The sequence below is a fragment of the Aliivibrio sp. SR45-2 genome, assembly GCF_963890165.1.
GTDB lineage: Bacteria > Pseudomonadota > Gammaproteobacteria > Enterobacterales > Vibrionaceae > Aliivibrio > Aliivibrio salmonicida.
In genome coordinates this window covers 21,364-44,268 of sequence record NZ_CAWPRC010000142.1, presented here as the reverse complement: position 1 = coordinate 44,268, position 22,905 = coordinate 21,364, and the positions used below count along the sequence as shown (strand labels likewise).

General features: G+C 37.2%; 11 protein-coding genes. 5 read left to right on the top strand and 6 right to left on the bottom strand.

The window, feature by feature from the left end; all coding sequences use genetic code 11:
• Positions 1 to 154 precede the first annotated feature (154 nt).
• On the top strand, positions 155 to 922 hold the full coding sequence (locus AACV33_RS06995) for a hypothetical protein (protein ID WP_182700012.1): 768 nt from the start codon (positions 155 to 157) through the stop codon (positions 920 to 922).
• Here the strand turns inward: AACV33_RS06995 and AACV33_RS06990 are convergent.
• Genes AACV33_RS06990 through AACV33_RS06980 form a run of 3 tightly spaced genes read right to left on the bottom strand, consistent with a single transcriptional unit; the run spans position 900 to position 6,739 of the window.
• Positions 900 to 3,959: a site-specific integrase gene (locus AACV33_RS06990; RefSeq protein ID WP_182700011.1), complete on the bottom strand. Its 3,060-nt coding sequence runs from the start codon at positions 3,957 to 3,959 to the stop codon at positions 900 to 902. The genes AACV33_RS06995 and AACV33_RS06990 overlap by 23 nt on opposite strands.
• Positions 3,952 to 6,183 (bottom strand): hypothetical protein, encoded by a 2,232-nt coding sequence (locus AACV33_RS06985; protein WP_182700010.1) that lies wholly within the window; start codon positions 6,181 to 6,183, stop codon positions 3,952 to 3,954. Before AACV33_RS06985 ends, AACV33_RS06990 begins: the two co-directional genes overlap by 8 nt.
• Positions 6,170 to 6,739 (bottom strand): hypothetical protein, encoded by a 570-nt coding sequence (locus AACV33_RS06980; protein ID WP_182700009.1) that lies wholly within the window; start codon positions 6,737 to 6,739, stop codon positions 6,170 to 6,172. Before AACV33_RS06980 ends, AACV33_RS06985 begins: the two co-directional genes overlap by 14 nt.
• 612 nt (positions 6,740 to 7,351) lie before the next feature.
• Between AACV33_RS06980 and AACV33_RS06975 the strand changes: the two genes are divergently transcribed.
• From AACV33_RS06975 to AACV33_RS06960, 4 genes are all read left to right on the top strand, one after another.
• The gene (locus AACV33_RS06975; RefSeq protein ID WP_182700008.1) at positions 7,352 to 9,838 is read left to right on the top strand and encodes a LysM peptidoglycan-binding domain-containing protein; all 2,487 of its coding nucleotides are present in this window, start codon (positions 7,352 to 7,354) and stop codon (positions 9,836 to 9,838) included.
• A gap of 344 nt (positions 9,839 to 10,182) precedes the next feature.
• On the top strand, positions 10,183 to 11,880 hold the full coding sequence (locus AACV33_RS06970; RefSeq protein WP_220488622.1) for a hypothetical protein: 1,698 nt from the start codon (positions 10,183 to 10,185) through the stop codon (positions 11,878 to 11,880).
• Between the two features lie 4 nt (positions 11,881 to 11,884).
• Entirely contained in the window at positions 11,885 to 12,976 is a 1,092-nt protein-coding gene (locus AACV33_RS06965; RefSeq protein ID WP_105064020.1) for a TolB family protein, read from the top strand.
• Positions 12,976 to 17,796, top strand: a complete 4,821-nt coding sequence (locus tag AACV33_RS06960) for an OmpA family protein (protein ID WP_182700007.1) — start codon at positions 12,976 to 12,978, stop codon at positions 17,794 to 17,796. Before AACV33_RS06965 ends, AACV33_RS06960 begins: the two co-directional genes overlap by 1 nt.
• A 68-nt stretch (positions 17,797 to 17,864) precedes the next feature.
• Here the strand turns inward: AACV33_RS06960 and AACV33_RS06955 are convergent, their stop codons facing one another.
• The 3 genes from AACV33_RS06955 to tssH are packed head-to-tail and all read right to left on the bottom strand — an operon-like array spanning position 17,865 to position 22,632.
• The gene (locus tag AACV33_RS06955) at positions 17,865 to 18,365 is read right to left on the bottom strand and encodes a hypothetical protein (RefSeq protein WP_182700006.1); all 501 of its coding nucleotides are present in this window, start codon (positions 18,363 to 18,365) and stop codon (positions 17,865 to 17,867) included.
• Positions 18,366 to 19,973, bottom strand: coding sequence for a sigma-54-dependent Fis family transcriptional regulator (locus AACV33_RS06950; protein ID WP_017020867.1), 1,608 nt, complete (start codon positions 19,971 to 19,973; stop codon positions 18,366 to 18,368).
• Complete coding sequence (gene tssH / locus AACV33_RS06945; protein WP_017020866.1) at positions 19,960 to 22,632, bottom strand: type VI secretion system ATPase TssH; 2,673 nt, start codon at positions 22,630 to 22,632, stop codon at positions 19,960 to 19,962. Before tssH ends, AACV33_RS06950 begins: the two co-directional genes overlap by 14 nt.
• Positions 22,633 to 22,905 lie beyond the last annotated feature (273 nt).

Genomic DNA, 22,905 nt, shown 5'->3' with positions numbered 1-22,905 from the left:
ACTATGCTTTTAGTCCCTAATCAGGGGTGATGAATATAAACAGTGCTATATAATAATATTGTTATAACCAATTATTATTGGGTTAAATTTAAGGAGTAGTTAAACTGGTTGGAAGATAATTTGCATTTATTGAAATTTCAGAAAGGAAAGGAATATGATTGATTGGTATTATTCAAGACGAGATTTAGCTGATTTAATCTATCAAGATCTGATGTTATCAGAGAAAAAGGTTATGTTTTTGAAAAAGACAGAGCTTAATGTGACGGAATCATTTCTTAAGCAAGATTTTTCTCAGGTCTGCATTAATAAATCGGTTTTACCTATTTTCCTTCCTTGTGTCACGATTACTGAATTTGTAGATGCTTTTAGTAAACAGATCTGGATGCTCTTTAAAAATGATAAGAAGGTGATAGAGTTGTTTTTATCTAATCAATCTAAATCAAGAGAAGCTGCACTTCGAACTGAAATCTCTCATATCGGTGATAGTAAAAAAATACCGACGATTGGGCTATATGATGCTTATCAAATATTATCTTTGTCAAAGCGCCAGATAATTCTTTTATCTGATGATATTGAACAAGTGATGCCTATGAAAGTGAACTCTGAATTATGGACTGCATTACAACTATTTTTTCAGAATGTGCCTAATGCTCGTGCTTTATTTGCTACTAAAGTCAAATTTACGAGGGTGAAAATATTTAATGATGTAATGAACATTATAGAATTACCCGAAATAGATGCAAATAAGCAAATTGATCATTCATTGACGATGGTTAAACAGATAAGTCCACATTTAGATATATCTAGATCTGACGCTCGTGATTTTTACAAGCAATGCCAGCGCCCAAAAGATTTTCTTCATAGGTTGCAAAGTATGGTGTTACAGCAGGAAGCTGTTTTTAATTTATCCCATCTATATTAGCAACCATCACGAAAGTAAAATAGAGAATATAAACAAGAAGGTGAGATGAGTATTTTGTCATGTGAGTATTTTGTATCATTTTTTGCTCTGTTGGGCTGATGAGCTCTAATCGAACAGATCCATGACCACTTCTTCCTGTTATGACTCCTTCTTTTCCGCTTATTGTTTTCAGTCCTTTTAATGATTCTTTCCATTCAGCCTTAATAGTACTTGATTTCATGTATAACGTAATAGCTCTCCAATGAGACTTAGGAATGGCAAATGACAACTCAGAAATAAAGGTTGTTAATGCTTTTGGACTTGAAAATAATATCCCAGATTGATTTATGCTCCGATGAGTGAGTGCGTAAAGGATCTGCCCTTGGATTTCTTTAGTATGCTTTGGGTAGTAATCTCTTAATTTAATATTAAATTTCTTAATATATTCTTTTTCTTCTTTTGTTTTAAGTCGCCCTGGAGTTAGTGCATTTGCACGTGAGTGATGAAAGTGTCGATGATACTTCTTCAATCTAGGATTAGTAATAGAGGTATTGGTTTCTAGGGATTTTAGATAGTTGGTATTTTTTAACCATTTATCAATGGTTTCTTGTTTTAGTCGATATTTATAAGATAAGGTTTGTATATCAATACCTTGAGAAATAGACTCTAAAATACAGTGACATAGCTCAATGCTATAGCGTTCCTTATTAGTATTAATTAAGTTAACCGTAGGTTGATTTATAGGCTCTTTTATATCGACTATAGATTGAATGTGTAACGAACGAATTAATCGTTTATAAGCGTGAGCAACAGTAACATTGTTTACTTTACGGTTAATGTATTGAAATTGGCGACGAGAAAGAAACCCATATTTCATTGCATTTTCTAGTGTTAGTGATTGCTGGTAATAGTTTGCTGAGTGAGCCGCTAATAAATCACTGAAGTGAAAGTAATGCTTGAATGTCATTTCCGGACTTTCGTGGCCAGCAAATTGTGCAATCTCCCAGTACCCTTGAGTTAAGGTTTTCTTGAATATAAGTGAGTGGATCCGATCATGTTGTTCCTCAGCATAGGAATAAAAATAGGGAAATACTTTATTTGCATCTTTTAGCTCTAACATAAGCTGAAGCCTTGTAAGACAGCTATGTCTTAGGTGATGAAAAACCAAGTGTGATAACCCGGAGGTAACCTTAAGAAATGCTCCTACATAACTAGATACAGAAAACTTATCAAACGGTTTATGGATATCATCACCAATGTTAAATAATGGTGTTGAAGTACTTTTAGCTATTTCTCGTTTATATCTGAGATATTCAGAAACGATAGATTCCTCATGTTTGAGTAATAACGGAAATAAAGGTACCTTTCTTAAACTACTTGCTGATTTGTTATCACCCAACTGATTTGGTCGAACTTCTATCCAACCAACAGAACAGGAATGAATATTGCGAATTTGAAGCTTGTAGATTTCATTAATTCTTAATCCACATCGGTAACTAATAATACAAATAGATTGTAATGCTAATTTATCGAACGCATTAATATCAGTTAGAGTATTAATGTGAGTAAGTAGCTGAGTAAATAATGGGTCACTTATTAATCCAGAACGAGTGTGCTTTTGATTGTGATTTACGTGGAAGAATTCATCCCCTAAAGGGGGAAGGTTTAAATTCGAAGAACAAAATCCATGCAGGTCCTGTAGTCGATTGGTGAAAAAAACTTTCGATTTTTCAGTCTTATGTCTATCTATTTGTTGCTGGTATAATGCTTCAATTGCTTCACTGTTCGTTTGTAATGTTAGATTATGAATAGTGTTGAGGAAGTTCCAATCTTTAATGAGTATCTGGAAGTAGTATTTTGTTGTTGATACCTTACAGCCTTGAAGTTTGTAAATTAGCCACTCAACGAAAATTATTTGCCATGATTCAAGTTGGTACATATCTAAAAAATTAATCAGGAATTCAGACATTTTTGACGGGCTTATTTTATGTTTTGAATTACTTTTTTGGAATATTGCTTTGAGTTCATCATAGAATTGAGAGCTTATTAAGGTAATTGTTGAATGAGAAGTGCGTAGTGATTTGTTAGGTAGTTTTACATTGATATCAGATTTGAAATGATAGAATGAAGCAGACTCTACCGGTGAAATCTTGGGGCTAAGTATAGCGATTAGATTGTCACTAGGTAGGGAGTAAGATACCGTTCTTCCTACTCTGAATTCAAATAAAGCTTCTGATAGGTGATTGTTAACCTTATGTTCATACCAAAACATGGCACAACCACACCAGCGCTTTAGAGTTGTAGGAGTGTGTTTGTGTTTAATAATATTTTTTGTAAGCAGGTTAAATACAGCATCAACCCCAACAGGGGCTTTCCACGCTTTGGTGTCGATTTTATCCCATAGTCTTAATTGAGCAAGGGTTTGAATCGATAAGAAGCAGTGAAACTGTGTTATTCGTTCATTATTAATTGTTGCATTGGTGTTTAATTGTTCATTATCGAGAGTTAGGGTTAGATAACTATAGCAATTAAAGCGTTTTAAATTATCTATACCTTTTTCTGTTACCTGTTTGTGAAAGGACATTACAACATCAATATTTCCCTGTCCTGATTCAAAAATAAGAGATAAAAGTAATGTTTGGTATCTTGAATTTATATCATCAATGCTATTGTTTAAGTGTGAATTTCGCCATCCTTGATAGGCATCATAGAGTGCCCAGGCTTGATTTAACCATTGAGTATCACGGTATTGCTTTGCTGGGGTATTGGTTATAATTGTTGTTGTTGGAGAGTAGCTCCAACCGTATTTTTCTTTGTATTTTTTAAGTAGATTTTCACCATGCTTAAAAGATAGGCGAAAGTCTTTCTGTTGACCAAATGTATTAAATAAACGCTCCTCAAATTTATCCCATCTTTCTGAAAATTGTTCACTATTAGTGATCTTTTCGGCGTTAGAAAAAGCATCTTTAAAAAGTTGTTCAGCTTTCAATGTTACTCTTGCAATATGTTTGCAGCGTGTTTTATGCCTTTTCTCTTCACCGATAGGAGTATTATTCATGAGTTTCTCCCTGAATTAGCATTTTTATATGAGAATGAAGTAGATCTCGAATGATAATTAAATCCTTACGCTTCAATTGACTGTATTGTTCAAAAGGAAGCTGGTTCCCGTGTGAATGTCCAAGCCATGCCGCTATTAATTCGTCTGGAATGTTATTATCAAATAAAAATGATCGAATGTAGTGACGAGTCCAATTGGCAGGTAGTGGGAAAATTGGGTCGATATGACGCATGTAGGTTGAAGGTAATGTTTCTTCATAGCTATCATGATAGCGATAAAAGCAGAAAGGAAGCTCCCCATTAAGTACCTGCTCATAGCGAGCAAATAATGAGGGTGAAGTGTTAGAGAAGTACATGAGTGCGTGATTACAGTATTTTTTATAGGTTTCGATTGCCTCTATAGCCACTAGTGGTAATCGTACAACTCTACCACGATAACCCACTGCCCGTTCTTTTTCTGCTATTCGGTATTCACCAGTCGAAGTATGTATGTCATTTAATGTACCAAACCATCCTTCTACTGGACGATATCCAGAGCTGAGCCCTAGAATTAATTGAAGATAAAGTACTTTTAAATTATGGGTCTGCTCTGAAAAATAGAACTTATCCTTAGTTTGATAAGTAGTACTAAGCTGCTTTAATTGGAGTAGTAATTGAGTCAATAACGCATTAGGAAAATAAAAAGGTGAGCCAAGCGAAGCATTACTGCTCATAACTTCTGCAGTGTCACTTAAAAAGTCATTGTCACTGATCTTGGTGAGATACTTTAGATATCTTAAATAGGTACTGTGCAGCCGTTGTGGTGAAACGGACGTATAAAACCGAGCTGGTTGATTTTGGGGATCATGACCTGATATTAATTCAATTAAGCTAATATCAATGCCATTTTTTTTCATGGTTTTAACTAAAAAAGAGGATACTTTTGTCAATGATACTGATATTTCATGTCTTTTATTGATTATTGAGAGAAACTCTGCGATATCACTCATGCTTAAGTGTTTAAAGCGAAAGTTTTTTAATCCAGTAAGAATGTTTAGGGGGAGTGGTAATACGTAATTCTGTATTATCTTAGGCATTATATCTTGAAGCTCTTCGCGAATTTTTTGAGTAGGAAGTATAAACTCACGTCTGACTCCAATAATACTTCCTGTTTTTTGGCTCTTTTCTGCTTTCCACTTTTTGATATTATCAAAAGCACTTCCAGTGATTAACATGAGTAGAATTACTTTTGCGGCATCACTGTGTTCACTGGAGTGTTGGATAGCTTGAGAACTGTCATTAATTATACATTTTACATGATCAATCGTGAGGGATTGTACATCGCAAGTGAGATCCATTGAGCGTTTTCTGATATGTTGATTAATTGCTTGGGCTTGAAGTACATTAATGAACTTGTCTTTGGTTGCAAACTTTGAAGAGGAGACTAACGAAAGGGTACGTGACACTGCCGCTTGTTCTTCTTCATTTTCCCATGCTTGATTTTTTTGAGAGGATTGTAGCGAAAGCTCTTTTACCTCAAGTAAAGAAGTATCATTATCAAACATTATTTTAGGTTTTATAGATAATGTACCTGAGCGTTTAAATTCTCTAGTTCCAGACTTTCTGTGGATCCCTTCATTACCATAATAACTGTCTCGGTAAGGTACTTTGTATTTATTCAGGCATCTGCTAATTGGTGTATTTTCGATGGAATCATCATCAGTTATTTCTTCAAAGTACTCAATTAATTCCAAAAAAGATGACTGCTTTAGTGATGGTAAATAACTTGATAGACGCTCTCTATAACCGAGAGAATATTGTCTGATCTCATTACAAATACTATCAACTTTTGATTTGTGTTCACCTCTTAGACTCAGCCTCATGATCACAATTAAAGTGACTGCTTTGTAATGGTCAAATTTAGTTTTGTTATAAGAAGTCAGTGTTAATTCTGATGCTACAAAAGCAGCAATCTTACATTTTGTGATCAGTTTTTTTTCTTTTAAACTATTATGAACAGCTGAAAGGGCCACTGATTTTTCATTTAAATAACGTGTAGCGATAGAAGATAATTGTTGGATTTCGTCAAAATCATCTCGAAACTGAGATGGAAAAAGATCACAGAGTCGAATTACTTCTTTTGCTAAGGCCGCTTTTTGTTCCTTATTTCCATAAAATAATTCTTCAAAAAAGTACTGTTGATTTTTATCAGCATAACTATTTAACCATTGATTATCGTTCATCATATACGCCTTTTAAACTTTCAAAAATATCGACAATTTGAATGTTTGAAATGTCTTCTATTTCTTTGTTTTGTTTTTTTAAGCCTGAAATAGACAGATGGGTATGCTCTGAAAGTAATGATTGAGTTAGTGGACTAGAGTTGAATAAAGAGTGAATAACGTCTTTTGGTACAGATTGATTTAGTGCAATTCTGAAGATCTCAAGTCGTTTATTTTGGAGTGATGAAAGGAAAGTTCTACATACTGATAGCCATGCAATTTCTTTGATTTCAGAGTCAGATAAATTGCGATAAGTTAAGACTGTTGCATCTTTAATATTAAATGTATTGAGTGAGAAATTGAGTGTAGTAAAGCCAGAAAATATAAAATATTGCTTTTCAGAAGGGTGAGTCCCCTGAAATATTTGATGCTTATTCATCAAGGAAAGAGCGGCTGGAGATAAGATGTTTGGGTCGAATAAGAATGATTGCTGTTGATAAAATTCGAAAGCGTGCAGTGCGTTTGGGTGAATGTTAACGGATAAGTTTTTCTTCTTTCTTTGAGACAATACTCGAGCCATCTAAGATCCTTTTGTAATACATAAGGTACCAAAAGTAGCTATTTGTTGGTGCCCAATATTTAATCACTTAAGTTTAATATGTCATTAAATGGTGTTAAGCTCAATATATAATTAGCACATTAGATGTTGATATATAAGGAATTGTGATGCATAGTACAATTTCTATTCACTTGGCTGTAAGCCTTCCAAGCTGATGATTTGCGGGTTCGATTCCCGCTGTACGCTCCAATCTCTTTTTATCCTCCTCAAGAGATTGTTCCTGTTTTAAAATTCCAACTTATTAAAAATGATGCGCTTAATAGCGTTTTTTGTCGTATCTGTCGTTTGGAGCTTCAATTTGGTTTTTTGGACTCAGACCAGCTTAGTACTTTTCTTCCTGCTTACTGAAGCTTTTACAACTAATTGATATAGCTGATGGTAGGTCGTTAGTTTGATTTAATTGTGAATGCTTTTGGCAAGGCTAAACTTTAGGAGAATATCCCACGATAACCATTTTGGTAAAAGTGGCTGTAGATTCCGTTATTCTGCCTAGGAGTTAAATCTATAGGTAAAGTTAAGGTTTGGTAAGGTTAAATATTAATTTTGTTATTAATATAACCTTGAGTGTGTGCAATGAAAGAAAATGATAAAACTTTTGTTCGAGCGTATTACCCGTGGAACGAAGATCTTGCTAAAGAAGCTAAAGCGGATACCCCGCATAATGAGTCAGCCAAAGAGAAACCAATTGATACAGCAGAGTTTGAATACTCGATTGAAATAGCCTGTTCAGTTGGAGAGCTCAATTCTTATCAAGTTGGTGCATTTTCTTTAGGAAAAACTAAAGAAGAAGCGAGTATATCACTATGGACAAAATCCCAAACCGATAAGGGGTTCAGCTTATTGACCGCAAGTGTCAATGTAAATGAGCCTAAGAGCCTTATTCGTGAGTTTTTTATTTCAAGTGGTCACAGCAGCACTTTTGATGATGTTTCTCCAGTTAAAAAAGGCACTGGCACTCACGCTGAGTTTTTTGTACCTATTAAGCCATCCATTCAAGTCTATGATCGCTTAGCGTGGCCTAAAGTTGGATTTTTTTATCACTTTATTGATGATGAATTAGCGAATGAATACCAATTATCGGGTGGGGATAAATCGTCTTTTAAAGTGACTTATTCAAAAGGAAAAACGTTGTCTTCTGATTTGTTATCAGATCATGAATACGCCTTTATTTTACTGCCTTGGAAAATAGAAAATACCGTTATTTCTCGTCAACACTTGTTATATACCAAAGAGAAAATGACACAAGAGAAATTAAGTGAGATTAACGCTCAATGGCTTGATGAGAACGCGTGTCTGGTAAATCCAGATGAAGCGGTTAATGCTCGTTCAGATGACATTATCGTGAGAGAGAAAGAAGATAATGGAAAAGTGACGTATGCAGTTCAATCTGGAGAGACACTTGATTTGATTGCTAAAAAACAAGGTATTACGTATGAGGCTATCCTTGCTTTGAATCCTCAGATTAAGAACCCCGATATTATTGAGCCGGGCAAAGTAATCACTATAAAAGACGCGCCCACTGAGCAAGAGAACACCCAGCTTCATGTCTGTAAAATCAATCCAGAGAGCGGCGCACCTGAAAAGTGGAGTGAAATTGCAGGACAGTATGGAGTGGCCGCGAAAGAATTGTTTGATTTAAATGCAGATAATCCGATATATAAAGGCGGAGCATTGGCATTAGGTAATGAATTGCGAGTTAAGAAAACAACGCAAAGCGAAGAAGGATCAGGGGAAGTTTATCGAAACGCTCTCAGTCCAGAAGATGTGAGCGGTAATAAGTGGGTGTTTTCCTTTCTGAATGTGTGGAGTGTGATAGAGAAACAATTCTCAGATGTTGCGCATGTATTCGTTCAAGATGATACGGCTTTGAATAAACATACACCTGTAATTAAAGTAAACTCAGTGCTGCTTCACTCTACTATATTGTCTTGTTCTGATGGACTTGAAGCGCTAGCTCAAGAAAAGAAAGAAGCAATTAAGAAAGGCGATAAAGACGAAAAGAAAAATAATGACATTAAGGCAATTCAAAAGGCGTTACTTGCGCTTAATTTTGATTTAGGTAAGCACGGTGCTGACGGTGATTTTGGCGCTAAAACCGAACAAGCCGTGATGGAGTTTCAAAGTAAGTTTGTACCAACACACGAGGTGCATACTGAGTATGAAATGAAAGAGAAAGAAGGTGTTATGAATAATCAGACCTTACTTGCTTTAGATGAGGCTGTGACATTATCAGATGAAAACGTTAGAGCACCTCAAACCATTGAAGATTATCGTAGCAGAGTTAGAGAAATTAATTTTAACGAAGACTTTAATGAAAAGTTAATGCAATTCTCAGGAATATTTGATGAGTTTTATTCATATTCGAAAGACAATGAGATATTAAAATTCGTGAATAAAGAAGAGCTTGTGGATGCTTTTTTTGAGGATGATCGATTATCTGATTCTCCAAATTACGAGACAAAGGACTCAGCTGAGAGATACATCAAATCCACCGATTCCTTAGGCTTTACTTCACAGAATATTCCCGGAAAACCTATTTTTGCTTTAAATATTGCTGGTGGGGAACATCTTGCTCGCCATGAAGTGATGCACCTTCTTTCAGCTGAAGGAGGTATGACACAGATAATGAATACCTCACCTAACTTAAATGAGGCATTAACTGAAGTGACAACAAGAATAATTGAGGATGTTTTAGTACAGAATGACAAGGACACCATTGAAGCTAGAAAACATGCTTATCCAGCGTTAGCTGAACTTCTTTTAGGTATAACGAATAGTAGCGAGGCTATTATGGCTGGTTTATTTGAGGGGTATATTAAAGATGGCGGTCTAAATAAATTGATAGATCCGATGGTTGAGCGGTGGAAGGGACGTTCTGAAAGTGGACAAATAACCAAGACAGTTAACTCGTTGCCAAAATATAATCAAGATACGAAAATGAGAAGCTTACTTGTTAATTTAACGGGTTCTTTAGGTGGTGTATTATCTTTAGATGATCCCTCTCTAGATTTTGGTACGAAAAACAGTATTGGTAAAATGAAGGTTTATATTGGCTTTTAGTTTATATCTAATTAATAGGGTCTTATCATTTTTAATGCTGCACAACGAGATGCAATCTTATTAGATGCTGAGCGAGATATTATTTTTATAAGTATGGGTTAGATTTAACTAACGAAGGGCCATTACTTGTGAGTTTTGGCCCTTTAAAAAGTGATATTTTTTTGTGCTAAATATCACACTTAGAGTGTTCATTATTTTAAATTAAATTTTAATTGCAGTAAGCGATTGAATGAATTTATAAAGAACAGTAAAATCCATAAACCAAATCGTTCTACCTAAGCCTTATCAGCTTAACTATCACTACAACCAATATTGAATCTTTGTTTATGGTTGTGGAGACCTACATGCATTTTACTTGCAAACTTATTCCTAGCCTTTCTTTATCACATCAAGAGCTAGAATATATTCTCACTCCTGACGAGGTCGTTAGGCTGCTTTCTCGTGAGAAAAATTCACAGAATATTGTAAAGTCCCTACCATCCCCGTTAAGGGAATCTTTAGCGCTTTCCTCGACAAAAAATGTGCATTCATTACTTACGGCCTTAAATCAAAAGCTAGTAAGGGGTGAATGGATAGCGATATCGACAGCAAAGCGAACTAAACCGCTATCAGATACTCAACTCGTTCAATACCCGCAGTTAAACAAGCACATGGCGCGAGTGAGTGAGACTCAATCGACAAAGTATGTGAAAGCAAATTTCCAAGCAGTCACTGATGATGTCGTGCTATCTCGCAGTCTTCAATATACGCCAGTCGAACCGACGCCTGAGAATAAAATAGTCGTAGAGTTTGCAGGGCAGTGGCCAAATAATGCGGCTTCTTTGTTGCTTGCTAAGTCTGATGAACAAAAAGAAAAAATCACCAAACCAAGAGCCGATATTCATGCTGCTCATCGCAGTATTGCCATTTTTAAAGATTTAGAGCCAGAGCCAAGAAACCTTTACCTCACCATTCCAATGAATGGCACGCCACAACCACTAAAATTACTGCTTGCCGAAAACATTCAACCTGTTGAGAAAAAAACAGAGATGGATGAATGGGATAATGTGTTGGTGCCAGTGGTGCCAATGAAGAAGCAAGGAGAAGAATACGCTTTACACCGAAGCGGTTTCTTTTATGTTATTTGGAATGGCAAAGTATGGCGAGAAATTACGATTGATTCTACTGGTTACTTTTGCGATCTTGATATTCAGCATGAACGAAAAGAGCCATTGGCCACGCGACATGCAAATATCAATGCGTCTGATTTTTTTCCTGAAGATAATGTGTCTTTTGAGAAGTTTGAATTATATCAGCAAGGGCAAAAGGTATTTTCTGGAGAACTGGATATTTGCGAACAAGGCAGGGTATTTAATTTGGTTGCAGAAGAGGTCGAGCTAAAATTTGTTGATTTTGAGCATGATGAGATTTTACTTGAAACGCATGAAAGTCCAATAAAAAATCAAGCGTCTAATGAGCGTGAAGCAATGAGTTATCCAATGCCTCATGTCTGGTTACCTTATAAAATTTTAGGCGAGGTACAGACTGATTGTTACGTGAGTTATAGCCAAGCGGCATTATCTGATACAGAGATAAGCTCACTAGAATCTAATTATGCCAATATCGCGGTATCCATTGATGAAATGTCGGTTTATAGCCAGCAACAAGCGTTTGATGGTGAGTATGTTTATGCACTTCCTATGGCAAAAAATACCTCATTTGGATCTCATATTATCAACGAGCAGAATGATAGCAATATTGCTGCAATCACTGTGATGCCACCAAAAAATCAAATCACACTACGTTACCGAATTTGCAGCACAACAGACCAACCTGATGATTTCTTTATGTTAAGAAATGAAAAGGAAGAATGGTCACAAAAAGTTTATTTCAGACAAGCAAAATCCGATGATGAAGGATTCTTAAACCTTCCTTTTTCTGGTTGGCCAAAAGAAGTTGAAGACGTTGATATTATTCGTGGTGCCAGTGCTGATTTAGGGACGAAAGAATATGAATTATCCGTTTTGAAAACAAAAATTAAAATTTCAGAATTAATAGGCTAGAACAATGAAAAAAATACTATTACTTGCACTATTTAGCATCACTTTACTGGGGTGCAATGACCCTGAAAGTGTGGCAGCAGAAGCGGCTCAATTAAGAGCAGAGCAACACCCAGATCGCACCTATGTGGGTGAGCATAACTATTACATCATGGAAAGCAGTGAACATGCGGCGTTTGGGCGAAAAAAAGAATTAAAAGTAATGTATCAAGACTTTCCACGTTACTTTGTTGAAAAAGCCAAAGAGTGGCCAAAAGAAGATCTTAATGATGCCAGCTCATACGATTTACCGCGTTTTCAATTTGCGTGGGCGAACTCAAGCTCAAAAGATGAATATGAGAGCGGACTTAAAATTTGGAGCATGAAAACCGACGGAACAGATTTACGCTTGGTGACGGATGCAACCATAGATTTAACTGCGGTGCGAAATTTAACTCGTTCGCCAAATAATCGTTACGTCGCTTGGGCTGGCTCTGGTGGTCATAAAAGTGTGTATGATTTAAAAACAGGTAAAGTGACAGTTGTACAGAAGACTACCTCTCCACTTGATATGCTTTGGTCTGAGGACAGCCGCTATTTGTATCATGAGAGATATCGTAATCGTTATTCTCGTTGGGATTCTGAGACTGGTGAAATTAGTGAGATTGATTTCGATGTAAGAACCACAGCAGTTAACTTTGGAGGAAAGCGAACGACTGTTTTAGATTTTGGCGTTTTGATTGAAGATGCGAATACTAATGAAGAGATCAATTGGATTGGTGTCGATCGTTCACTGTCAATGAATGAGCGTTCATTGGATATAAGTTCTATTGATCCAGAAGGTCGTTACGCTTGGGGATCCAACCCTTCTTTTGGTTTCTTTTTTGATATAGAAAAAGGAACCGTAAAACAAATGGTTGATGGTTTTGTTCCTGCTCAAATTTTAGGCAAAGATGCTCATTATAGTGCCCTTAGTAAAATGACTTATGTCACTATTGTTGATCGTATCGAGGATAAAGTGTGGTCATGGAGTGCTTTCTCACATGGTGCCATGTCAGGAGAAGGGATCCTTTATAATGGATTAGCAAATAATGGTTTATGGTTCAAGGAGGGCAAGTAATGTCTGCTTTAAAGACTTATGATCATGGTGTTTACCTCTTAGGTGCATATTTTGACCTTCATGATAATGGACGAACAAAAGAGTTTAGAACTTGGCACCAATCATCTGATTTAACCGAGGCTAATGATTTACGCAATGTTCGCCCAATCCCTTTTACGCCTGTTTTGGTTCATGATACTGAAAAGCCAGTATTATGGGGAACGAATAAAGACGGTTTATTATGTCAGCTGGGTTATTTTGATGAGAATGCAGCCCCTGAAACCATAGCAAAAAAACAAACCTTTTTACGTCATAAGCAGGCATTAACGGTTAGTGAATTAAATTTAGATAAACCATATTCATTAATGTTTCCGCCATTAAATGTGATTGGACAACTGGCTGAAACACACACCAGCGTTAAAGCGTTAAACGATTCACTAAAAGATATTTATTCCAATAAATTAAAAACGGAAGAAAAATATTCTAAATTAATTGAATTTACTATCAGTAAAATCAAAGTTAGCCAGTTAGCTGAACCCTATAAAAAACCGCTGACAGATGAGCAGAATGACTACAAGGCTTGGTATAACAAAATTATAGCGAGTGAAGTAACAGAAATTCAAGGCATTATTACTCCTGTTTTTCACTCGCTTGGGGTGGTGTTCAGCAGTGATTTGTATGTGGGGGCAGAGGTTTCTCTTATTCAAGTGAAACCTAAACAAGACAATTCAGGTGAAGCTGAGGATGTTTTGGCTACGAGTTTTATCACTAAGCCTAACCCTAACCAAGAAAAAACAGATGAAGCTAAAGCTACACTACCGAGCGTAGTGTTTAATTTTGATCCTACATTAATTGATGATGGTTATTTTTTACTGCGAACAAGCTTTTGGGTAAAAGACTATTTAGATAAGCAAAAAGAAATATTAGAAGAAGGAATAGACGCTATTTTTCCTGATTCAGTAAAGCAAGGGCAATTAAAATTTAAAGCGAATGATAAGCATCCAGAGAGTGGAAGGATACAAGACGTCTATACTTATGATCTGCATGAAAAAGTCACTTTTAAACCGATAAGCGGTTTTGGTAAGTTGGCGATGGTATGCGGTGATTTAATCTCTCTTGAAGAGTGCTTAATTTATCAATACCCAACGGCACTACCTAGCTATTCTGATTTTATGACACAGCAAGGAAATACAGTGGCGTTAAAAGGCACTGGTGTAGCCACGCTTGGTGTAGCATCCGCAGTACAAAAAACCGCGCAATCTTACGCCCAAGGTTTTGCGACAAAAGGCATTGGTGTATTTGGTGATTTATCTAGCCAACAAATTGCAACTAGTGTGGCAAAAAACATTTGGGGTAAGTTAACCGTTGAGGGTGTTTTACCAGAGCCGCTTACTGCTGGGGCTAGTTTCTTATTTGGGTTGCAATCGGTTAAAGAAGCGCGTGATGCGTTTACCGATGCAGTTAAGCTCACCGAAAGAGTACAACGATTTAATTTAACTGCCTCGCAAACTTTAGAAAGAGCGGTGCGTAAAGGTTTTGCTAATAAAACGTTTATGCAGAATGCGCTAAAAGAGATGAAAGAAAACTTTCAAGAGCACGGGGCATCCGTTAGTACTCGAAACCTTGCGGCAAGTTGGTTTGAGGGAAGTGCCTATACAAAATTGGCTAAAGGCTTACCTATTGTAGACAGTATTGGCAGTATGTATGATTTTTATCAGCTAGTAGATAAACAAGGAAAGCTAGAGAAAAAATCGGATGAAGCACAAGAAGACTTTGATGGTGCAACCACTGATTATTTGCAAAAAATTGTGATGGTAAAAGCAGAGGCGGACTGGGCTAAGCAGCTTTCAGATGCCACTAAGATTTTGAATAATGACGGTAAGGAGCAAATAGCTCGTATTATTACGCAAGGTACTCGTGCGATTATTCATATTAACTTCAAATTTAATTCGTCGGAGTTACCAAATACAGGTACGACATTACGCAGTGATATTGATAAAGTTTGTGAGAAAATTGCTGAGCTACTCAAAATACACCCAGACTATCGAATTCAAATCGATGGGCACGCAGGGCTAATTGGCAGTGATAAGGCGAATAAAACGATTGCTGAGGATCGCGCGAAGCAAATTGAACAGGTGATTTTAGATAAAGCGAAAGAAGATAAAACATTATCTGAGCGTATTATTACTTTGTCACATGGCAACACTCAACCAATAAGTGCCTCCAACGTCAAAGTTGCTATGAGTGAAACTGGGGACGATTCAGCGTTAGCAGAAGATCGACGTGTTGAAATCAGTCTATTGCCTCCAACGTACTCATTGGCTTTACCTCCTAGCCGAACGGGTATGATTGACTTAGAGAAAGTTCGTCAAGCAAAACAGGCAATTGATGTCGGGCAAGATAATAATCAAAAAGAGCAAGTGTCAGCAGTATTCAACTCTTTAATGGGAGTAGCAATGTTAACCCCTATCGCTCCTGTTGCGGCTGGGGTTCTATTGATAAAAGAAGGTGCTAGTATTGCGGACAGTGGGTTAAGCTTTTTAGATTCAATACTAACAGAAGGGGCTTACAAGGATTTTAAAGCCAAATATCAGAACGTTAATGAGCTAAACCAATTAGGTAAAATTCACATTGAAGTATTGCAACAGTATCGTGGATTTAAGGTGAAAATCGAACAGCAGTTAACAAAAAAAGAAGAGGTAGAAGCGTTTCTAAAGGCGAATAAAACATCAGAAGAATTACAAAAACGTTTCTTACTTCGAGCTTTAGCGTTAAATGGTTTAATTGAATTGTTTGCCAGAATATCACTAGGGAGCAGCTCAAATAGTGATTATAAAAAAGAACTCATAAACGATCGAGTTCAAGACTACATAGAAACTTATATTCTTAATGATAATTGGGAAGCGCCTCAGTCGTCTTACAACACCATGGCTCAGAATTGGCTGAACCGAGTGAGAGATGATAAAACTGGCGCATCACAAGCACGTTCTTTCTTTGTGGAATATGCCAATAAGAATAAGAAAGCAACGTTGGATGAAGCAACGAAACATTTAGTTAAACGAGCTAAAATTCAAGGTACGTTTAATACCGGGTTCCCTGTGCAAACCAGTTTGTATATGGATGACAAAGAGAATGGTTTTGTCGATTTTGCTAAGTTGTTTAACAATACCGCTCAAGATGTAAAATCAGACGATATTGGTTTTAGTCGTTTATTGGTGCTTAACGATCGAGATGATGATAAATCATGGATACCTTATTCAGAGTGGAAAGAAGAAGGTAAAACAAACCGTATCACACCATTTACTCGTGTTAAGTTGCAAGTTGTATTAACCAAAGACGCGTCAGAAGATGCGAAGAAATTCTTTAAAGCAACATTAAGTTATGGTTGTGATCGTGGCTGGCTTGATGTTGATGGTCCTCAATATCAAGTCTTGTTATCAGCAAAAGAAGTGTCTGATTTAACCGTGTGCGGGTCATCAGATAAAGAATTGACGTCATACTACACACAACAATTAGGCGATAACTACGCTGCGGATAAAGATGAAAAACAAACGTTAACCGCTGTTGAATTTGAACCAACCTATTGGTTCGGTGAGTATGAAGTCCCCGGTCTTAAACCTCTGTTTTCTGGGTATTGGTATGAAAATTTTGATACGTGGAAACAAGATGGTAAATACAAAGCTCTGTCGTATTTCTTTAAGCTTAATCAGCATAAAGTTTCGATAGAAAAACTGGACGTTGGTGGCGTGCTTTACGATATGAGCAATATTCACTATGGCATTGATGACAACAATACCTATGGAAGAGTTGATACATCAACTAAACCGTTATATCTCTTTGATGGATTAGGTAATCAAAGTGCGGTAATTAATGAAGCTGATTTACTTGTTGAGAGTTTCGTTAAGGCTAATGAAGCCAGTAAAGGAACAGGTAAAAAGCCCTATATAGAAGGAAATATTACTTCGCTTGCTGCATTAAACATAGGAAATGAATTTGAATGGTTTGATAAACAAAAGCCAATAAATTCTCGACAGTTTGATTGGAGTAAAGAGCAACCAACCTCGATTTATGTGGCCTTCTTAGCAGATAAAGATAACCGTGAAGATTACAAGAGTATTGGTTTCAATCTTGATAAGATCACAATGCAACTAAAGTTAAGTATTGAAGAGCAACACTCTACTTCTCTGTTTAAAGATAATGCAAAAGGACCAAGTTACTTTAGTTCTGTTTATCATGTTATGGATATTAATTATGAGCCTGAAAATATAGAGAAATATTCGAAAGGCAATACCTATAAAAATATAGACTCTACTTATGTTGAATTGGATGTTCAGACTGAAGATAAGCAAGCCTTTGTCGACTTTGCCTCTCAAGTATTCGAAAGAGTTAAAGGTGAACCACAGTCAATGCTGCATGTAGGAACACGAACGAGAAAAGTCTATATCATGAAATTTGATTTGGATTATATGTCTCCAACAGGAAGAAAGGTCAAAGGATTAAGACCGTTTGGACCGATACTAGATGACGACACTGGTGAAATTTATTCTTCTGAATTACGTCTTTTTGGATTATACCAAGAAGGTATTGATAAGGGAGAGAGTAAATATGTTTCAGGTTCTCCATTAGCGATCGAACTACCAGACAGTGAGCGTTTTTATGGCAGTGATTTACCTTGGACTCAAGAGGGGGATAAATCAGCTAGCTTAGACATATCAGCACAAGCTAAATGGAAAAAGCTAGATGAAGACAAAGACAAAGAAAAGCAGAAAAAATGGTTGAAAGATTGGATAGAAGATAAGGCTGAAACTCGATCGGCGCCATCAGATCAAGGTATAAGCTAATTTCAGAATAAAAAACCGCCATCAGGCGGTTTTTTATTGTCTACAGAAAAATAAGCTAATTACTTATATTAAGAAGGCTTCATTGAAATAAACGTAGCTTCCTCTAATTTATCTGTTGTTAAGAATTGATCTTCACTAAACTCTGCAGAGGTATATTGAGTCAAATTATCCATTCTTCTTGCTGTTGTGCTCGGTAATAAAATGTTCATGCTGCCGACTCTGGCAGGGTAGTTGCCATTATAGAAATTTAAATCGTAGCTAAAAATAACCCCATTATTTTGAGTCGGGGATACCATTATTTTACTTTGGCAGTTCGCAATGTATACCCCTTGATCGGCACATAAATTAAAGGTTTTGGTGAACGGTATTTTATCAAAATAAACGATCACTTCTTTATCTATGTAGCCTTCAGCGTCTTTTGTTAGATAATTAAATGAACCAATGCTTTGATTCTTTCTGCCGATAATATGTACGTTTTTATACGGAGCCAGTGGATCGAAGGTTTGTGTGTTATTAGAGCAGCCAGCAATAAATAATGTTGTTGGAATAAATAAGAGGTATGGTTTCATTTAGTGTGTATGCTCGGATGAAATGTTGTGTTTTTTCATTTTGTGGTTAAGGGTACTTAATGGAAGAGCAAGATACTCAGCCACACGTTTTGTTTGCCAGTTATACGTATTTAAACACTCAATCAGAATGTTCTTTTCATAGTTACCGACGATATTTTTAAGTGAATTAATGCCATCGAGATCGTCTTCTGGGGATGACGTTGCTCGTACTTGAGTGGGAGCGTCTTCTGTTTGAATTTGTTCGTTATCACCGAATTCAATCGATGAAATGGTTTCAAAGTCAGATAAGAAAACAGACCGTTCAACAATATTTTTTAACTCTCTAACGTTACCCGGGTATGAGTACTCAATTAGTTGTTTTCTAACTTGTTTATTTAGCACCGGAGGCTCTATATTCATGCTTTCGCTGATGTGCTTAATAAAGTGTTCAGCAAGAGGAATCACATCCGCTTGTCGCTCTCTTAGTGGTGGGATAGTGATTGGAAATACATTTAAGCGATAGAATAAATCCGCTCTAAACTCATTCTTTTTGATCTTATCCATTAGGTTTGCGTGAGTGGCGGCTAAGACGCGAACATTCACGGTTATTTCTTTATTTCCGCCCAAAGGCCTAAATTTACGTTCTTGCAATACACGCAACAATTTGGCTTGTAGCAATAAAGGCATGTCCCCAATTTCATCTAAGAAAAGGGTTCCGCCGTTGGCGGCTTCAAAGAGTCCTACTTTGTCTTTATCTGCGCCTGTAAACGCGCCTTTTTTATGCCCAAAAAGTTCGGATTCTAATAGTTGTTCAGGGATCGCAGCACAGTTTTGAACGATTAATGCTTGTTGTGAGCGATCAGAATTATCATGAATATATTGAGCGATCACTTCTTTACCCACGCCCGTTTCACCACGAATGAGTACATCTACTGGCAAGGTTAATACTTTGTTTAACCGATTTAAGGCATTGATCATGACTTCACTGTCAGCGATTGGGCCGTTGTATTGGCTTTGTTTTCTTTGCTTAAGTTGGTTGTTCTCTAAAACAAGGCTGGCATTGTCTTTTGATAGTTCTTTGATCATATAGCCATAGGTTTCAAGCCAAACGGCTTGGCGAATATTCGTCGCTGCCATTTGACAAAAACCAGTCAAACTTGCCTCATCATCAATGGCATTTAAATTGAATAAAACCAATAAACCGACTGTTTTTTGTTCGTTATCAATTAAAGGCCACGCTAATAAGTTTTGGCTTTTACGAGTTAAAATGGTCTCAGATTGATAAATTTCATCACAGTGATAGCCATTGTATTGATAGAGATCGTTAATCAGTACCACTTCACCATTACGAATCGCATAGTTAAAAGGGTCGGTCTCATTGGTTGAGTCTAATGTGAGTGGTAACCAAGGGTGATCGGCCAATATACGTTCGTTATGATGCACAACACTGGGGATCAGTGCTTGTCCTGTCTGGTCTAATACATAAATAATGCCATGGTCAGCAAAGGTAAGTTGACGTGCTGCGGCCAAAATAGCGTCAAGTGTTAACGCTAATTGGCTGCGATCAGCCAGAGATTGGCTGATCGCAAGTAGGGCATTATTTAGGTTGTCTGGCTTAGCTAAAGACATAACCTAAGGTTCCTTGGTCATCAATAGAAATGACAATTTGTGTGTGTGCTTCATCTTTATCATGAGCTAAAAGCTGAGTTGAAAGTTGAGGCAATAGTTGACGGTTGATCACCGCATCAATATTACGAGCCCCGGTTTCCGCCAAGCGACAATTAGCAAGAATGAACGAGACCAATTCATCGTTATAACTCAGTGTCAGCTTATGGTGTTTATTTAAGCGTGCAGACACTTTATTTAGTTTATGAACAATAATTTCTGTCATGGCTTCATCGTTTAGAGGAAGGAATGGCAATACGTTCATACGTGCTAATAACGCAGGTTTGAAGTGATTATTGAGTGTTGGACGAATGGCTTCAGCAACGATATTGGCATCAATGTCTTTAGATTGCTGGACAAGGGATTCAATCTCATGCGTCGCCAAGTTACTGGTCATAATGATTAATGTGTTTTTAAAGTCGATAGTACGACCTTCACCATCATTTAATGTCCCTTTATCAAAGACTTGGTAGAACAAATTCAGCACTTCTGGATCGGCTTTTTCTACTTCATCTAACAGAACAACAGAGTAAGGACGCTGACGTACTGCTTCCGTTAACATGCCGCCTTCACCGTAGCCAACATAACCTGGAGGAGAACCAATTAAGCGAGATACCGTGTGTTTTTCTTGGAACTCAGACATGTTGATTGTTGTCATGAAACGTTCGCCACCGAACATTTGATCAGCAATGGCACGAGCTGTTTCTGTTTTACCGACACCACTTGGACCAACCAACAAGAAAACACCGGTTGGTGCATCTGGGTTTACTAATCCGGCTTTCGCTGTTTGTAGACCTTCGGTCAGCGCTTGAATAGCAAAAGGTTGACCCTTGATGCTTTCTGTTAATGCAGATTGCAGGTTAAGCGTCGTTTGCGCTTCATCTTGCAGCATTTTCCCCATCGGAATGCCTGTCCAATCTGAAATCACTTGGCTTATTTCATCTGGGCCAACTTCAAAATGAACAAGAGGATGCGAGCCTCGAACATTGTCTAATTGCTCGTTACATGTGTGAATCGCTTGACGAGTTTCTTCTTCAGTAAAAGAACGACAGCTAGGCGCGTTATCATCTTCTTCTGTCTCTTCGTCGTTTTCTGATTGAGTCCCTGACCCTAATGTTAGGTCATGAAGGTGGGTGCGTAACTCAATCATTTCATGGATTAACGCTTGTTCTTTTTTCCATTGATGCTGTAAAACAGACTGTTCTTCTAGGGCTTGATCCATTCTTTCTTGTAATTCTGGAATGAGGGCCAAAGCGTGCTTATCACCTGTTTGTTGTAATTTATCACGTTCAAGGGCTTCTAATTCACGTTCTAATGCAGCAATTTCTTGTTGCAGTGTTTCTATTGGTGCAGGAATGGCGTTTAAGCTGATATTGACTCGGGCACAGGCCGTATCAAGCACATCGATGGCTTTATCTGGCAGTTGACGCCCAGAAATATAACGATCAGATAAGGTTGCCGCTGCGGTAATTGCATCGTCACGAACGTACACATTGTGTGATTTTTCATAAACAGTGCGTAAGCCACGAATAATCAGTGCTGCTTGTTCTGTTGATGGCTCATCCAGTTTAACTAGTTGGAATCGACGAGCTAAGGCGGGGTCTTTTTCAAAGTATTTTTTGTACTCAGACCACGTTGTCGCTGCAATGGTTTTTACTTCACCACGAGCAAGCGCAGGCTTTAATAGGTTTGCCGCGTCACTGCCACCGGCTTGGTTACCACCGCCAACAAGTGTGTGTGCTTCATCAATAAAAAGAATAATTGGCGTTGGCGAGTTTTTAACTTCATCAAGGACGGCGTTTAAGCGTTTTTCAAACTCACCTTTTACACTCGCTCCTGCCTGTAGCAAGCCCATGTCTAAACCGTAAAGCTCAACACCTTTTAAACAGTCTGGTACTTCACCTTGTACTATTTTAAGGGCAAGACCTTCGACTACGGCTGTTTTACCTACACCGGGCTCACCCACGGCTATTGGATTGTTCTTTCGGCGACGGGCTAAAATATCAATAATTTGACGGATTTCTTGATCACGACAAAACACAGGGTCAATCTCACCCTTGCGTGCTTTACCCGTAAAGTCGGTCGTAAATTTGCTTAGTGCCGAGCCATCTTCACGCGCATGGGTTTGTTCTGATGTGGCCACTTGAGATTCAATAGAACGCGATGTTAATTCAACAAAGTTTCGTTTTAAGGTTTCAGGGTTAATGCTTTCTAATAAAGAAGAGTAACCGTGTTGACCGTATCGCAGTGGGTTGCTAACAAGAGTCAGTAATAATGCGCCTGAGCGAATTTGGGTTTCTGATAGATCAAGCGAAGAGACAAGCCATGCCTCTTGTAGCCATTCAATCAGCATTGCAGAAAAGACGGGCTTACCCCCATGATTTTGATGGTTGTTCTCTAGACTTGATTTGATACTTTGTCGTAAAAGATTTTCTGAACAATCAAAATGAGAAAGCAGTTGATCAAAGTCGCTGTTTGGGCGCTCTAACAAGCTAAGTAGAAAGTGTTCGATTTGGATTTCTGATGCGCGCTCAGAAACAGCAAGCGCGGCAGCGTCTTCTAAAGCAACTTTAGTAATAGGGTGTAGGCGTTGTATTAAAGAGGAGAGATTTATATTTATCATGAGTAGTATCTATCTTTAGCCAATGTGAAAAATTGTGCTGAGTATACTAAATATAAAAATATCTTTTTTTTAGAATGCTATTTATAGCACTGTGTTTTAGATGAAATATAGGTATTTGACTTTATTATTATCGTTATTAATTAACAGTTTTAGTTGTTTTGATTTTTATTGTAGTCAGATTAACTAAAGTGCATGTCATTATGACTTTTTTCTTATTTTGGTTTTATATTAACTATCATTCTTGGTATATGAAGATACACTATTTCTCGTCAT

Coding starts and splice junctions, on each gene's coding strand:
- AACV33_RS06960 (WP_182700007.1), top strand. CDS start 12,976: ATGTCTGCTTTAAAGACTTATGATCATGGTGTTTACCTCTTAGGTGCA.
- AACV33_RS06985 (WP_182700010.1), bottom strand. CDS start 6,183: ATGATGAACGATAATCAATGGTTAAATAGTTATGCTGATAAAAATCAA.
- AACV33_RS06975 (WP_182700008.1), top strand. CDS start 7,352: ATGAAAGAAAATGATAAAACTTTTGTTCGAGCGTATTACCCGTGGAAC.
- AACV33_RS06965 (WP_105064020.1), top strand. CDS start 11,885: ATGAAAAAAATACTATTACTTGCACTATTTAGCATCACTTTACTGGGG.
- AACV33_RS06950 (WP_017020867.1), bottom strand. CDS start 19,973: ATGTCTTTAGCTAAGCCAGACAACCTAAATAATGCCCTACTTGCGATC.
- tssH (WP_017020866.1), bottom strand. CDS start 22,632: ATGATAAATATAAATCTCTCCTCTTTAATACAACGCCTACACCCTATT.
- AACV33_RS06980 (WP_182700009.1), bottom strand. CDS start 6,739: ATGGCTCGAGTATTGTCTCAAAGAAAGAAGAAAAACTTATCCGTTAAC.
- AACV33_RS06990 (WP_182700011.1), bottom strand. CDS start 3,959: ATGAATAATACTCCTATCGGTGAAGAGAAAAGGCATAAAACACGCTGC.
- AACV33_RS06995 (WP_182700012.1), top strand. CDS start 155: ATGATTGATTGGTATTATTCAAGACGAGATTTAGCTGATTTAATCTAT.
- AACV33_RS06970 (WP_220488622.1), top strand. CDS start 10,183: ATGCATTTTACTTGCAAACTTATTCCTAGCCTTTCTTTATCACATCAA.
- AACV33_RS06955 (WP_182700006.1), bottom strand. CDS start 18,365: ATGAAACCATACCTCTTATTTATTCCAACAACATTATTTATTGCTGGC.